This is a genomic window from Nonomuraea cavernae (assembly GCF_014646355.1).
Lineage (GTDB): Bacteria > Actinomycetota > Actinomycetes > Streptosporangiales > Streptosporangiaceae > Nonomuraea > Nonomuraea cavernae.
In genome coordinates this window covers 23,743-38,437 of record NZ_BMNH01000033.1, presented here as the reverse complement: position 1 = coordinate 38,437, position 14,695 = coordinate 23,743, and the positions used below count along the sequence as shown (strand labels likewise).

The following is a 14,695-nucleotide window of genomic DNA, read 5'->3' as shown; positions in this document are numbered from 1 at the left end:
CTCCCATCGCCGCGCGCGTCACGGCACGGTCACGTTTCATGGAGTACTGACAAGATGTGACGTGCGTCTCATACCTTCTCCTCAAATTTCCCGCCAGGCATCGACCTACTGGACAACTCGTCAGTAGGGTGACTGATCCGTAGTCAGCGGGTGACGAGGGTGGTCATGACGGCAACACGCGCGCGGGCGGGATGCTGATGGCCCTGTCGGGATACCTCGGCCGCCGCGCCGGGTCCGCGCTGGGCCAGGTGGGTGAGCTGTTCGTCATCGTCCTGGAGGGATTACGCCGCAGCTGGGACGTCAGGCACTGGTGGTGGGAGTTCGTCGACCAGTGCTGGTTCCTGGCCCGTGTCACCAGTGTGCCCGTCCTGCTCGTCTCGCTCCCGCTGGGCGCGACCGTGGCGCTCCAGGTCGGCGAGCTGGCCTGGCAACTCGGCGCCGCCTCGGCCACCGGGAGCGCCGTCTTCGTGGGCCTCATCCGTGAGGTCGCGCCGCTGGCCAGCGCCCTGCTGATCGCCGGAGCCGGCGGCAGCGCGATGACCTCCGACATCGGCGCCCGGCACATCCGCGACGAGCTGAGCGCGATGGAGGTCATGTCGGTCAACCCCATCCACCGCCTCGTCACGCCCCGCATGTGGGCGGCCAGCACGGTCGCGGTCTGCCTGTGCCCGCTGGTCATCCTGGCCGGGGCGAGCGGCGGCTACTTCTTCAACGTGGTCGTGCAGGGCGTCACGCCCGGCGCCTACTTCGACGGCGCCCTCTCCCTCGTCGTCGGCTCCGACCTGTACGTCACCCTGTTCAAGGCGTGGATCTTCGGCTTCATCGCCGCGGCCGTCGCCTGCTACAAGGGCATGACCTGCGCCACCAGCCCGGTCGGCGTGGGCCGCGCGGTCAACCAGGCCACCGTGGTCACGTTCATGCTGGTGTTCGCGTTCAACTACGTCATCTCCGCGGTCTACTTCCTCGCCTACCCGCCCAAGGCGCTGTGATGGTCACCCGTACGGCCGGCCTCCGGTTCGCGGGCCGCGGCCGCGACTGGGCCGAGCGGTTCGCCACGCTGGCCGACTGGCCGCTGTTCGTGTGGAGGGTGCTGTTCTACTCGGTCCGCGACGTGATCCTGCGGCTGAAGTACTTCAAGGTCGTCATCCGGCAGGTCAGCGACGTGGTGGTGGGCGTCGGCGCGACCGTCATCGGCGGCGGCATGATCTTCGTGGTGTTCACCATGGCGTTCGTGGTGGGCGCGACCGTGGGGCTGCAGGGCTACCAGGGGTTGCAGGCGATCGGCGCCGAGTCGTTCATGGGACTGGTCGGCAGCTTCGCCAACGTCCGCGAGATCACCCCGATCATCGCGGCGACGGCGCTGGCGGCCCAGGTGGGCTCGTCGTTCACCGCCGAGCTGGGCGCGATGCGGATCTCTGAGGAGATCGACGCGCTGGAGGTGATGGGCATCAACGCCTTCACCTACCTGATCTGCACCCGCGTGGTGGCCGCGCTGATGGCGCTGGTGCCGATCTACCTGATCGCGTTGTTCGCCAGCTTCTTCGCCACCCGGCTGATGTGCACGGCCCTGTTCGGGCTGGCGCCCGGTGTCTACGACTACTACTTCTACCTGTACCTGCCGGTCAGCGACATCGTGTTCAGCGTCGCCAAGGTGGCGGTCTTCGCGTTCACCGTCATCGTCATCCACTGCTACCACGGCTTCCACGCCACCGGCGGCCCCGTGGGCGTCGGGGTGGCGGCGGGCCGCGCGATCCGGCAGTCGATCGTGACCATCGTCCTGCTCAACCTGCTCCTGTCGTACCTGTTCTGGGGTGGCGGCGGCAGCGTGAAACTGACGGGGTGAGCGATGGGACGTGACGGGTTCTCGCTGCCGCTGCGGATGGGCATCGCGCTCGCGGTGGTCGTGCTGTTCGCCGCGGCGACGCTGTTCGTGGTGCGCGCGGCCACGGAGGTGCGCGGCATCCGGGTGGACGCGGTGTTCGGCCGGGCGGGGCAGGGCCTCGACACCAACTCCTCGGTCAAGATCCGCGGCGTCACCGTGGGCGACGTGACCGGGGTGTCGCTCGACCGGACGGGCAGGGCCGTGGTGACCATGCACGTCGAGCCGGGCGTACGGCTGCCGCGGACGACGGTCGCGGCGGTGGAGCCCGCGTCGGTCTTCGGCCCCAAGTACGTCGACCTCAAGCCGGGCCCCGGCGAGGCCACCGGCCCCTACCTGAGCGCCGGGGCGGTCATCACCGACACGCGCGACCCGCTCGATCTGTCCGACACCCTCGGCGACGCCTACCAGGGTCTCGACGCGGTGGACCCGCGCGAGGTCACGGTCATCGTGCACACCCTGGCCAGGGGGCTCGACGGCGAGGGCACGCGGCTGCGCGAGCTGATCGACGACGCGGGAACCGTGGTCGGCGTCGCCCACCGGCAGCGCGCCCGCGCCCGGCAGTTCCTGCGCGACAGCGCCGGGCTGTCCACCGCCCTGTCGGACAAGGGCGACGACCTGGTGTCGATCTCCTCAGACGTCAACGTGATCACTCCCGACCTGCTGGAGCGGGCCGACAAGGTACGGGTCCTGCTGAAGGAGATCACCTCCGTCTCCGACCTGACCGCGCACGGGCTGCGCAAGCACCGGCCGAACCTGCGGGCCGGCGTCCACTCCGGTGAGCGCGTGGCCGCGCTCATCTACGCCCAGCTCGGCCTGGCCGGAGACGGCGTACGCGGCCTGAACAAACTGATCAACCTGCTCAACGAGCTGATCGAGGCGCCGGGCCCGAACGGCACCCGCCAACTGCAGGCGGAGGCGTTCGTCGCGACCGACGTCTGCGAGCTCGTCGTCGGCGCCTGCGGACCGAGCGACGGGAGGCGCTGAGATGGCGGTCTCCAAGGAGCGCGCGGCCCGCCGGTGGACACTGGTCCGCGTCCTGCTGTTCGCCGGCGTGACCTTCTCCCTGATCGTGCTCATCACCGCGCAGATCGTCCGGGTCAACACCGCGGACGTCTACCGGCTGATCGCCACCTTCGACGACGTGTCGGGACTGACCGAGGGCGACCAGGTGAAGATCGCCGGAGCCCCGGTCGGCCAGGTCGACACGATCAGCGTGGTCAACGGCAGAGCGGAGGTGACCCTGGAGGTCCAGCGGGCGGTCAGGGTGCCCGCCGACACCGAGGCGGCCGTCCGGTGGCGCAACGCGGTGGGCCAGCGGGTCGTCTACCTGCTGCCCGGCACCGCCCCCGGCATGCTGGCGCCCGGCTCGCGCATCTCCCGCACCTCGTCGGTGGTCGACATCGGCGAGCTGGTGAGCGACCTCGGGCCGCTGACCCGCACCCTCGACCCCGAGCAGATCAACCAGCTGCTGACCGCCGCCGCCACGTCACTGAAGGGCAACGACGAGAACATCCCCCGGCTGCTCGACAACGTCAACGACATCACCGGCACCGTCACCCAGCGCAAGGAGACGATCGAGGGGCTGCTGAAGGACTACGCCACCGTCTCGGGCGTGGTGGCCAGGCGCGACAAGCAGATCGAGCGGCTGGTCGACAACCTGGTCACGCTCTCGGAGGCGTTCGCCGACAACCGCAAGCTGATCGACGACTCGCTGGTGGAGCTCTCGGCCACCTTCCACACCTCCAACGAGGTGATCGGCAAGAACGCCGACGAGCTGGGCGCCGTCGTCGACCGCCTCACCGAGTTGACCGGCGGCGTCAGGCGGAACGTGAAGGATCTCGACCGGACGGTCAACACCATGCAGCCGTTGTTCGCCCGTGCCTACAGCAGCGTCGGCCGCGGCCACTACTTCGTCACCGCGGTCCCCTGCCTGGCGCTGGGTCCCTCGCCCTGCCCGTACCCCATGCGGACGCCACCTCCGCTGCGCGGCGCCACCAAGATCCAGAGCACCAAGGAGCTGCGCAGACTGATGGTGGGTGAATGATGGCGATCAAGTCCTTCCGGGACCGCAACAGGGTCGCCGTCGGCCTGGTGTCGCTGGCGGTGCTCGGCACGATCCTGGTGGCCACCTTCCTCGTGGGCAGCCTCGGCCTGTTCGAGGGCGGCTACACGATGTCCGGCACGTTCGTCGACTCGGGCGGCCTGCGCACCGGCAACGACGTCCGGGTGGCCGGCGTGCGCGTCGGCGAGGTGACCGAGGTGCGGGCCGACTACGGCCAGGGCAACGTCGTGGTCACCTGGCGGGTCGACGACGACGTGCGGCTCGGCCGCGGCACCCGCGCCGACATCACGCTGTCCAACCTGCTCGGCGGCCGCTACGTCAAGCTGACCGGCCCCGTGTCGGCTCCGTACGTCGACCAGTTGCCGGAGAGCGCGCGGCGCATCCCGGTGGAGCGCACCGGCGTGCCGACACTGGTCAACGACGCGATCAAGGACGCCACCCGGCTGGTGGACAAGCTCGACACCGACGCCGTCGACGACCTGGTGACCGAGCTCGGCAAGATCGACACCAGCGACCGCGGCCGGATCACCCGGCTGCTGAAGAACATCGGCGACCTGTCCGACACGATCAGCAGGAGCGAACCCGACCTGCAGCGGCTGCTCGACAACGGCACCCGGGTGACGAAGGTGCTGGAACGCAAGGACAAGCAGCTCGGCCGGCTCATCGACGCCATCGACGTCATGCTGAAGGAGCTGCGCAGCCGCCGCGACGAGCTGCGCACGCTGCTGGGCGACGGCAGCGACCTGGTGCGGAGCACCACCCGGCTGATCAACCGGCACGAGAGGTCGCTGGTCCGGGCGCTCGACGACACCGGCGCGATCACCACCAGGCTGAGCGGCGGCAACGAACGGTTCAACGAGCTGCTGGCCTGGGCGGGCCCCACCTTCTCCGGCCTGTCCACGATGGGCGGGCAGGGACCGTGGCTGGAGGCCATCGCCTCCGGCCTCGGCCCGATCAACCCCGAGGTGCTCGCCGCCATCGCCAAGGACAGGAAGAACGACCGATGAGAGCGCTCGTGATCCTGCTGGCCGGGGCCCTGCTGATCGCCACCGGCGGCTGCGTGCCGCTGGGGGCGCGGCCGTACCGGCTGACGGCGATCTTCAGCAAGGCGCCCGCCCTGTACGAGCAGGCGCGGGTCAAGGTGATGGGTCTGGACGCCGGCTACGTGGAGCGGATCCGGATCGAGGGCGACCGGGTCCGGGTCGAGCTGTCGGTCGACCGGGAGGTGCCGCTGCCGGCGAACGTGCAGGCGGTGGTCGCGTCGCAGAACACGCTGGGCGAGCGCAACGTGGTCCTCTATCCCCCGTGGAAGCCCGGCGACCAGCGGATCGCGGCGGGCGCGACCATCCCCCTGGAACGCACCGACCTGCCGGTGGAGATCGACGACGCGCTCGACGCGTTCACCAAGCTGACCGACGCGCTCGACGCGGACAAGGTGGGCGACGTCGCGGGCGACCTGGCCGACGGGGTCAGGGGCCGGGGCAAAACGATCAACAACGCGCTGGCCGACACCGCGAAGCTCACCAACACGCTGGCCCGGCAGGACCAGCAGCTGATCGACCTGGCCAAGAACCTGAACAGACTGGCCACGAGCCTCAACCGGCGCCAGGGCCAGGTGACGGACGCGATCGACTCCTTCGCCGAGGCCAGTGCCATCCTGGCCGAGGAGCGCGGGCGGCTGCGCGGGTTCGTCTCCGGCATGGCCGGTTTCGTCCGGCGCGGCGACGTGATCATCGAGGCGTACTCGGCCCGGCTGCCGCAGGCGACCAGCACCCTGGCCGAGCTCGTGCTGACCGTACGGGCCAACAGCGCGTCGATGGCCCAGGCGGTCAAGGGCGCCGCCGACTTCGCCGACATCCTGATCGACTCCTGGGACCGCGAGCACCACGTGCTGAAGATCCGGGTCGTGCTCAACGCGATGACCAGGGCCTGGCTCAGTCCGCTGTTCGACGCGCTCGACCTCGGCAAGGTGCCGTGCCTGCCGTCCGGACTGAGCAACTGCCCCTTCGAACAACGGAAGGGGCGGCGATGAAGGCCCGCCTGTGCGGCGCGATCCTGGCCCTGACCCTCACCACGTCGTGCTCGATCCAGACGCTCGGCGCCACGTCGGGCGAGCTGACGCTCAACGCCACCTTCGACGACGTGCAGAGCCTGGTGGCCGGGCACAGCGTGCAGATCGCCGACGTACGGGTGGGCACGGTCACCGGCATCCGGCTGGAAGGCTACCGGGCCAGGGTGACGATGTCGGTCCAGGAGCGCCACCGGCTGCCCGTCGGCAGCACGGCCACGGTCGCCAAGACGTCGGTCCTGGGCGAGAACTACATCTCGCTCACCCCGCCGCCCGGCAAGGACCTGACCTGGGGCCCGTACCTGGGCGACGGGGCGACGATCACCGAGACGTCGGTCGAGCCGGACATCGAGCAGGTCACCGCGAAGGCCGGGCCGCTGATCGAGGCACTCGGGGCGCAGGACGTCAACGCCATCCTCGACGCCGCCTCGACCGCGTTCGCCGGCAAGGGCGACGCCGTGAACAAGCTGATCAAGCAGACCGCCGAGGTCACCGACGCCTACGCGGCCGCCCGCCGCGACCTGGGCACGACCATCGACGCGCTGGCCGAGCTGGGCGACGACCTGGCCAACGGCAGTGACGAGCTCGACCGGCTGCCCGGCACGCTGGCGGCGGCCACGGCCCGCGTCGCGCACGGGCGCAAGCACATCAAGAAGACCGTCGTGGCGCTGACCCGGCTCGCCAAGGAGGCCAACCTGACGGTCTACCCCCGCCACGCCGCCCGGCTGCGCACGCTGCTGCGCCGGCTCGACGCCGTCAACTCCTCGATGCTGCGCGGCAAGGAGGACCTCAAGGCGCTCGTGGCCGAGGTCCAGAAGTTCATCGACGCGCCTCCGATCACGGTCAACGGGCAGGTGATGACGTACGTGTGGCTGAAGGGCCTGCTCCCGCCGAAGAGCGGGAGCACCACCCGGAACGAACCCCGTGCCGCCGCCACCCCCCAGGAGGACTTCCGCCTGCTCTGGGAGCCGCCGCGATGAAGAACCGCATCTACCTCAACCTCGGCTTCTTCGTGCTGCTCGGCGTCGTGATGACGGTCTGGGCGTTCAGCACCATCATCAAGGTGGACGCGATCACCCGGCCCTACCGGGTGTCGGCCGAGTTCGGCTCCTCCCCCGGCCTGATGCGCGGGTTCGACGTGGCCTACCTCGGGGTCCGGGTGGGCAGGATCGGCGAGGTGCGGCTGGCCACCGGCAAGATCGTCGTGGGACTGGACATCGACCGGGAGATCCGGCTGCCGAAGGGCAGCACGGCCGAGGTGCGGCGCAAGTCCGCCATCGGCGAGCCGTACGTGGAGCTGTCGCCGCCCGCCACCGGCGTGACGGGGGCGTCGCTCGCGGCAGGCGACGTGATCCCGCTGTCCAGCACCAGCGTGCCGCTGGACTACCGCAAGCTGTTCGAGGGCGTCGGCAGGCTGCTGAACGCGGTGCCACCCCGCGACGCCAAGACGATCACGCACGAGCTGGCGGTGGCGCTCGACGGCCGGTCGGGGTCCATCCGGAGCGTCATCGACGACGCTCACGACCTGACCGGCACGCTGGCGGACAACGCCGAGACGCTCGACGAGCTGTCGGTGCAGCTCACCCAGCTCACCCACACCCTGGCGGGCCGCAAGGACAAGCTCGCCTCGGGCATCACCGATCTCTCCACGGTGACCGGCTCGCTGCGCGCCTCGCGCGCCGACCTCAACGCCTTCCTCGATCAGGGGCCCGGCGTGTTCGGGCGGCTCGACCAGGCCCTGAAGCGGGCCCGGCCGGGCCTGTCCTGCCTGCTGACCGCCGCCGGGTTGCCCCACAAACCGGCCTTCTCCGCACAGACCGAACGCAACACGCACCGCATGCTGAGCGTCGTGCCGACCGCGCTCACCCTGGCCGACGACATCAGCGACAAGCGCGGGGACACCGTGTACGGCAAGGTGGCGTTCGTCTTCAGCGTCCCGGGCGGGCCGCAGCCGGCCGAGGAGTACGAGTACACCGTCGGGCCGCCCACCGTGCCACGCCTGCGCGCCTGCCCGGACCGCGCGCCCGTCGCGGACGACCCCGTCGAGGACGTGCGGCTCGACAAGCGGACCGGGCAGCCCGAGACCACGACGCCGCCCGACACCGACGAGCCCGCGCCGAGCCCGGAGGCCGAGGCCGAGGAGTCGAGCTCGCCGTCCGGCGTGGCCGCCACCACCGGCGCCACGTCCCGTACCCCGCTGAACACCACGCCGCTGATCGTCGCGATATTTCTCGCCGTAGTGGTCGCCGGTGGCATCGTGGGCTGGATCGCGGCGGGCCGGGCCGCCCGCCGCCGTAAGGAGAGCACGTGACCACCCAGCAGGACCTCACCGAGGGCCGGCAGCCGTCCGAGACCGAGCCCGCTCCCGCCGCCGAGCCCACGACCAACTCCGCCGGGACCGGCCGGCCGGCCGAACCGGCCGAGGCCGGACGGCCCGCAGAACCGGCCAAGGGCGAACGGTCCGCGGCGACGGACTCCCCCGAGGACGAGACCACGGCGGCGGAAGACGGCGAGCCGCGCGGCGACGGCAAGGCGAGCGGCAATGGCGAGCCGAGCGGCGGCGAGGCGACGGAAGGCGGCGAGACGAGCGGCGGCGAGGCGACGGAAGGCGGCGAGACGAGCGGCGGCGAGGCGACGGAAGGCGGCGAGACGAGCGGCGGCGAGGCGACGGAAGGCGGCGAGGCGACGGGGCGGGTCCGGGTGACGCGGGCGCGCGTCATGGGGGCGCTGGCGGCCATGCTGACCGCCGCGCTGGCCGCGACAGCCGTGCTGCAGTGGGTCTCGGCCGACCGGGCGCACGACGCGCTGGCCAGGCTGGAGTCCGAGCGCGCGCTGCGCCTGGAGGTGTCGGGCGCGGCCTCCTCGTTCGGCCAGTCCCTGCTCAGCTACGACTACCAGGACCTGCAGACCACCCGTTCCACCCTGATGGCCCAGGCCACGGGCGACTTCCTGACCACCTACGACGAGGCGTTCGGCGGCGCGATGGCCCAGGTCATCGTCAAGCTCAAGGCCGTGTCCCGGGCCACGGTCCGCGAGGTCTACCTGTCGGACGTGGACGAGGCCACCGCCCACGCCATCGTCGTGGTGGACCAACAGGTCAACACCGCCGAGGCGATCCGCTCGGTCACCGGGTCACACCTGAAGGTCACCCTGGTCAAGGAGAAGGGCGTCTGGAAGGTGCAGGAGGTGACCGTGCTGGGCGCGGCCAAGGAGGACCAGTACAACCTCGACGGCACGCGCACCGACGCGAAGAAGAAGGACTGACCGGTCATCGTCACCGTGGCCATGGGCGGCCGCCCGGACGAGGTACGCGCCCCCGAACAGTGGCTGACCCCGGCCGAGCTGGAGCGCGCCGCCCGGTTCGTCTTCGACGCCGACCGCCGCGCCTTCGTCGCCGCGCACCTGCTCGTACGCCTGTGCGCCGCCGACGTGCTGGGCATCGAGCCCGGTGGGCTCACGTTGCTGCAGCACTGCGCGGTGCACGGCCCGGGCCACGGCCGCCCGTACATCCGGCAGGCTCCGTCGCTGGGCGTCAGCCTCAGCCACACGCGCGGCTACGTGTGCGCGGCGGCCGGTCGGGGGCGGGTGGGCGTGGACGCGGAGCGGGTGCCGGCCGGGCCGCTGAACGAGGCGCTGGCCGCCACGGCGCTGACCCCCCGCGAGCGCGCGCTGGTGAGCGGCAACGACGAGCTGATCAGGCACTGGACCCGCAAGGAGGCGCTGATCAAACGCGGCGAGCTGTCGCTGGACCTGCTGGGGTCGGTGGAGATCGACTGGACCGGGCGGCACCTGCTGGAGTGGACCGCCGAGACGGACGTCAGGGTGGCCATCGTTACCGACACCCCAGCGGAAAGGCGCCCGATTCCCGGTTAAGCTGGAGGTATGTTCCACCGCAAACCCCTCGAAGAGCGGATCGCCGACCGCATGGCCCAGCGCAAGCCGCTCGAGGAGGGCAAGACCTTCGAGCACGGGCCCGCCAAGTTCGTGTTCATCTCGCTGCTCGTCGCCGTCGTGCTCATGCACGTGGTGGGCGTGGCGATCGTGATGGCCTTCAGCTAGTGGCGGCTCGGGGCGGCATCGAGGAGAGCCCGCCCACTGCCCCGGAGACGGACGAGCTCAGCGGTGCCGGCGTGCGCCGGCTCTCAGTCGGCCACTTCGCCACCAGATCACGCTACGTGTGCGTTAGATTGGGGATCTTGACCTTCTCCTCTCGTGATCGAGGGGATTCTCACTCTCACGGGCGAGATTTCCTGCTTCACCGCCGGCCGCCTGCCAGGAAGGAGGACTTCCCTTTGAGGTCTTACGTCGGCTCCACAGGCCTTTCAGCTCTCCACCAGCCCGGCGGCGAGGATGTTTCCGGCCGCCTTCACGTTCCGCCGCGCCTCGGCCCGGTCGGCCGATCCCTTCTCCTCACGGGCCAGTGCCCGCAGAGCACGAGATCCGCGAACTATCGTACACTTGTTCGTTTTTGCGGTTTTGTTCCGGCTTTCCTCCCCGCTCCCAAGGACGGGGTCTCCAGCCTCAGGGGAGTTCGATGAGCGCGCCTCGCTGGCTTTCCCCCACCGAACAACGTGCCTGGCGTACCCACCTGGCCCTGCACAAACTCCTCATGCATCGGCTCGACCGCGATCTGCAGGAGCACTCACTCTCCGTGAACGACTACGAGATCCTGGTCAACCTCTCGGAGAGTCCCGACCGGCGGATGCGGATGAGCGACCTGGCCGACGCGACGATCCAGTCGCGCAGCCGCCTGTCCCACCAGATCTCCCGCATGGAGGCCAAGGGCCTGGTCTCCCGCGAAGACTGCCGTGACGACCGGCGCGGCACGTTCGCGGTGCTCACCGAGGAGGGCTGGGACACCATCCAGCGGGTGGCGCCCGACCACGTGGCCAGCGTGCGCGAGCACTTCGTCGACCGGCTCACCGACGAGCAGCTCGACGCGCTCGAGGCCGCGTACCGGCCGATCGTCGAGCACCTGAAGAAGTTGCGCTGACACCCAACCGATATCGGTGACGGCTCACGATCGCTCCCGGCCGATCGCTACGATCCGCTCATGCTCAAAAAGCTGCTGCTCGTCGTCGTTCTCGCGCTTCTACCGGCCTGCTCGTCGGGCGGCGGCGCCGAGTTGCCCGCCGGTCCCGATCTGACGAAGAAGGCGTCGGAGGCGATGAAGACGGTCAAGTCGGCCGCCTTCTCGATCTCCACCGAGGGCAAGCCCAAGGTGCCGGTGAAGAAGGCCGACGGCCGGCTCACCGCGGCGGGCGACGCCGACGGCACGATCACCCTCGAGGTGCTCGGCAACCTCCAGGAGATCACCTTCGCGTTGGTCGGCGAGACCGTCCACTTCAAGGGCCCGACCGGCGGCTTCCAGAAGCTCACCCGCGCCGACCTGGCACAGCTCTACGACCCGTCGCTGATCCTCGACCCGGCCAAGGGCGTCTCGCAGTTGCTCGGCACGGCCACCGACCCGCGCGTCGAGGCCGAGGAGGGCGGCGCCTACCGGGTCGCGACCACGTTCTCCGGCCAGGTCCTCGGCGCGCTGGTGCCCGGTGTCACCCAGGGCGTCAACGGCAAGGTCTGGATCGACAAGGCCACCGGCCGGCTCACCAAGATCGAGCTGCCGTTGCAGGACGGCACGGTGACGGTGTCGTTCAGCGACTACGACGCGCCGGTCACGATCACCCCGCCCCCGACGAGCGGATGAGAGCCGCCCGCCGGGTCGCGCTCGGTGTCGGCGGGGCGGTCGTGTTACTCGCCGCGCTCGACGCCTACGTGGTCGTCACCGTTCTCATCGACATCGCCGAGGACGTCGGCATCCCGCTCAACCGGCTGGAGCGGGCCACGCCCGTGGTGACCGGGTTCCTGCTGGGTTACGTGGCCGCGATGCCGCTGCTGGGGCAGCTCTCCGACCGCTACGGCCGGCGCCCGCTGATCCACATCTGCCTGGCGGCGTTCGCCGTGGGCTCGGTGCTGACGGCCCTGGCGAGCGGTGAGGTCATGGTCGTGACGGGGCGCACGGTGCAGGGGGTGGCCGGCGGCGCCCTGCTGCCGATCACGATGGCGCTCATCGGCGACCTGTGGGACGAGCGGGAGCGGCCGGTGGCGCTCGGCGCGGTCGGGGCGGCCCAGGAGCTGGGCAGCGCGCTCGGCCCGCTCTACGGCGGCGTGCTGGCGCTGGCCCCGGCCCTCACCCTGGCGGGCGTGCGGCTGGACGGCGCTCAGGGGCCCCTCACCGGCGGCCTGATGGGCGTGATCCCCGGCACCATGCTGCTGCGCGGCGTGGAGCTGGGCGGCTGGCACGCCATCTTCTGGATCAACGTCCCGCTGGCCGCGCTCGCCGCCGTCGCCGTGCACCTCACCGTCCCCCCGCCCGATCGCGAGCGCCGCTCGACGGGCGGCCGGGTGGACGGCGTGGGCGGCGCGCTGCTGGCCCTCTCGCTGGCGCTGCTCGTGGCCGGCCTCTACAACCCCGATCCGGCCCATGCCGTCCTGCCGCCCTGGGGACCGCCGTTGATCGCCGCCGGCGTCGTGACCGGGGCCGCCTTCGTCTGGTGGGAGATCCGCTCCCCCGTCCGCCTGCTCGACCTGTCCACCACCCGCAAGGGTCCCCTGCTGGCCACGCTGGGAGTGAGCTTCCTGACCGGGGCCGCGCTGCTGGTCACCATGGTGTTCGTCCAGTTCACCGCGCAGACGCTGCTGGACCTGGAGGCTCTCGAAGCCTCGCTGGTCCTCGGCCGATTCCTGATCGCGCTGCCCGTCGGCGCGGTCGCGGGCGGCCTGCTGGCCCGCCGGCTCGGCGACCGGATCGTCTGCGTGGCGGGCCTGCTGATCGCCACGGTGGGCTACGCGCTGATGAGCCGCTGGCCGCTCGACCTGGCCGGTGCCCGGCTCATGGTCGACCTCGACCTGCTCGTGGCCGGGCTCGGCATCGGGCTGGTCATCGCCCCGGTCTCGGCCGCGGTGCTCCGGGTGACGCCGGCCGCGCAGCACGGCGTGGCCTCCGCCGCGGTGGTCGTGGCGCGGATGATGGGCATGCTGATCGGCATCGCGGGCGTGTCGGCCTGGGGGTTCTACCGCTTCCAGTCGCTGACCGCCCATCTCGACACCCCGCTGCCGTTCGGCCTCGACCCCGACGTCTACACCAGGCAGATGAACGAGTACCTCTCCAGGGTCGACGCCGCGCTGCATGTCGAGTACACCGAGATGTTCCTGGTGACGGCGGTGCTGTGCGCGATCGGCGCGGTCGTCGCGGGCTTCCTGCCCAGGCGCTCGCTCTAGCCCGGCCGCAGGCGTGCCCGTCCCGCGGGTAACCGCTCCGCTTCGCCGGACGCCCGGCGCGGGCACGGCAGGGCGCGCATGGCTCGCGCCCTGCCGTGCCGGATGGTGTTACGGCGTCAGCCGGTGCAGGTCGCGCGGGAAGAGCGTGACCTGGCGGACGTTGGCGGCGCCGGTGAGGCGGGCGGTCCAGCGTTCGAGGCCGATGGCGAAGCCACCGTGCGGCGGCATCCCGTACGCGAACGTCCGCAGATAGCCCTCGTACGGCTCGGCGCACTCCCCTCGGGCGGCCAGCGCGTCCAGGTAGTCCTGGTGGCGGTGCAGCCGCTGACCGCCCGTCACCAGCTCCAGCCCCCGGAACAGCAGGTCGAACCCGTTGGAGCAACCGGGTCGGTCCGGGTCGGGATGGGTGTAGAAGGGCCGCTTGGCCATCGGGTACCCCGTCACGAACAGGAACTCCGACCCGTGCTCCCGCAGCGCCCAGTCCGAGAGCCACCGCTCCTGGGCCGGCGACAGGTCGGGCTCGTCCTGCCCGGTCAGCCGCTGCGCCTCGGTGAAGTGCACGGCGGGGATCTCGGCGGGCACGCCGGGCAGGTCGAGGCCCAAGGCGGCCACGGCTCCAGGGGCGCGGCGCCGTACGGCGTCGAGCATGCCCGCCAAGACCTCCCGCAGCACGGCCATCACGTCGCGATGGTCGCGGACGAACCCGAGCTCGGCGTCGAGACTGGTGTACTGGGCGAGGTGCCGGGCGGTGTCGTGCGGCTCCGCCCGGAACACCGGCCCCACCTCGTAGACCCGCTCGAACACGCCGACCATCGCCTGCTTGTAGAACTGCGGCGACTGGGCGAGGTAGGCCGGGCGGCCGAAGTAGTCGATGCCGAAGACGTTCGCGCCGGACTCGGTGGCCGAGGCGACGATCTTCGGGGTGTGGATCTCGGTGAAGCCGAGCCCGTCGAGCGTGGACCGGAACCCCGCGGCACTGGCCGCCGAGATCTCCGGCGCCGCCCTGAGCAGCGGGTGGCGCAGCGCGACCGGCGCGTGGTCGAGGATCGTCGGCAGCGCGGCGGGCACGACCGGCCGGTAGAGGTCGAACGGCGGCGCCTCGACCGGCTCGGCCAGCACCTCGATCTCCGGCTCGACGAGCTCGGCGCCGCCAGGCGCGCGCGGACTGGCCATCACGGTGCCGGTGACCCGCACGGCGCTCTCCTCGGCGGGCAGGGCCGCGGACGTCACCACCTGGGCGACCCCCGAGCGGTCCTTGACCACGAGGAAGGACACGGATTTCAGTCGCCGGCGGCGATGGACCCAGCCGGCGATCGTCACTCGTTCTCCGGCATGCTCCGCGAGCTCCGCCGACAGGACACGAGAGATCATCACAGCTCCTCATGAGGAAGTGCATGACCCCTTG

The 14,695-nt window shown here is 71.1% G+C and carries 15 protein-coding genes; 14 read left to right on the top strand and 1 reads right to left on the bottom strand.

What is annotated here, in order from left to right:
• The first annotated feature begins 197 nt into the window (after positions 1-197).
• From IEY82_RS33720 to IEY82_RS33655, 14 genes are all read left to right on the top strand, one after another.
• The gene (locus IEY82_RS33720; RefSeq protein ID WP_189128323.1) at positions 198-989 is read left to right on the top strand and encodes an MlaE family ABC transporter permease; all 792 of its coding nucleotides are present in this window, start codon (positions 198-200) and stop codon (positions 987-989) included.
• Entirely contained in the window at positions 989-1,843 is an 855-nt protein-coding gene (locus IEY82_RS33715; RefSeq protein WP_189128322.1) for an ABC transporter permease, read from the top strand. The genes IEY82_RS33720 and IEY82_RS33715 overlap by 1 nt, the downstream gene beginning before the upstream one ends.
• Before the next feature lie 3 nt (positions 1,844-1,846).
• A complete protein-coding gene (locus tag IEY82_RS33710; protein ID WP_189128321.1) occupies positions 1,847-2,866 on the top strand; it encodes an MlaD family protein in 1,020 nt (339 codons plus the stop codon).
• Between the two features lies 1 nt (position 2,867).
• Positions 2,868-3,926: an MCE family protein gene (locus IEY82_RS33705; RefSeq protein WP_189128320.1), complete on the top strand. Its 1,059-nt coding sequence runs from the start codon at positions 2,868-2,870 to the stop codon at positions 3,924-3,926.
• Entirely contained in the window at positions 3,923-4,951 is a 1,029-nt protein-coding gene (locus IEY82_RS33700; protein WP_225264179.1) for an MlaD family protein, read from the top strand. Before IEY82_RS33705 ends, IEY82_RS33700 begins: the two co-directional genes overlap by 4 nt.
• The gene (locus IEY82_RS33695) at positions 4,948-5,976 is read left to right on the top strand and encodes an MCE family protein (protein ID WP_189128319.1); all 1,029 of its coding nucleotides are present in this window, start codon (positions 4,948-4,950) and stop codon (positions 5,974-5,976) included. Before IEY82_RS33700 ends, IEY82_RS33695 begins: the two co-directional genes overlap by 4 nt.
• Positions 5,973-6,992: an MCE family protein gene (locus tag IEY82_RS33690; protein WP_189128318.1), complete on the top strand. Its 1,020-nt coding sequence runs from the start codon at positions 5,973-5,975 to the stop codon at positions 6,990-6,992. The genes IEY82_RS33695 and IEY82_RS33690 overlap by 4 nt, the downstream gene beginning before the upstream one ends.
• The gene (locus tag IEY82_RS33685) at positions 6,989-8,323 is read left to right on the top strand and encodes an MlaD family protein (protein WP_189128317.1); all 1,335 of its coding nucleotides are present in this window, start codon (positions 6,989-6,991) and stop codon (positions 8,321-8,323) included. Before IEY82_RS33690 ends, IEY82_RS33685 begins: the two co-directional genes overlap by 4 nt.
• Positions 8,320-9,276 (top strand): hypothetical protein, encoded by a 957-nt coding sequence (locus tag IEY82_RS33680; RefSeq protein ID WP_189128316.1) that lies wholly within the window; start codon positions 8,320-8,322, stop codon positions 9,274-9,276. The genes IEY82_RS33685 and IEY82_RS33680 overlap by 4 nt, the downstream gene beginning before the upstream one ends.
• Positions 9,277-9,297: 21 nt before the next feature.
• A complete protein-coding gene (locus IEY82_RS33675; RefSeq protein ID WP_189128315.1) occupies positions 9,298-9,885 on the top strand; it encodes a 4'-phosphopantetheinyl transferase family protein in 588 nt (195 codons plus the stop codon).
• A 9-nt stretch (positions 9,886-9,894) separates the two neighbouring features.
• Positions 9,895-10,071 (top strand): hypothetical protein, encoded by a 177-nt coding sequence (locus IEY82_RS33670; protein ID WP_189128314.1) that lies wholly within the window; start codon positions 9,895-9,897, stop codon positions 10,069-10,071.
• A gap of 475 nt (positions 10,072-10,546) precedes the next feature.
• Positions 10,547-11,005, top strand: coding sequence for a MarR family winged helix-turn-helix transcriptional regulator (locus IEY82_RS33665; protein WP_189128313.1), 459 nt, complete (start codon positions 10,547-10,549; stop codon positions 11,003-11,005).
• A 60-nt stretch (positions 11,006-11,065) separates the two neighbouring features.
• Complete coding sequence (locus IEY82_RS33660; RefSeq protein WP_189128312.1) at positions 11,066-11,716, top strand: LppX_LprAFG lipoprotein; 651 nt, start codon at positions 11,066-11,068, stop codon at positions 11,714-11,716.
• A complete protein-coding gene (locus IEY82_RS33655) occupies positions 11,713-13,290 on the top strand; it encodes an MFS transporter (protein ID WP_189128311.1) in 1,578 nt (525 codons plus the stop codon). Before IEY82_RS33660 ends, IEY82_RS33655 begins: the two co-directional genes overlap by 4 nt.
• A 108-nt stretch (positions 13,291-13,398) precedes the next feature.
• On the opposite strand, the gene aspS is transcribed toward IEY82_RS33655, so the two are convergent.
• A complete protein-coding gene (aspS, locus tag IEY82_RS33650) occupies positions 13,399-14,661 on the bottom strand; it encodes an aspartate--tRNA(Asn) ligase (protein ID WP_189128310.1) in 1,263 nt (420 codons plus the stop codon).
• Between the last annotated feature and the right edge of the window lie 34 nt (positions 14,662-14,695).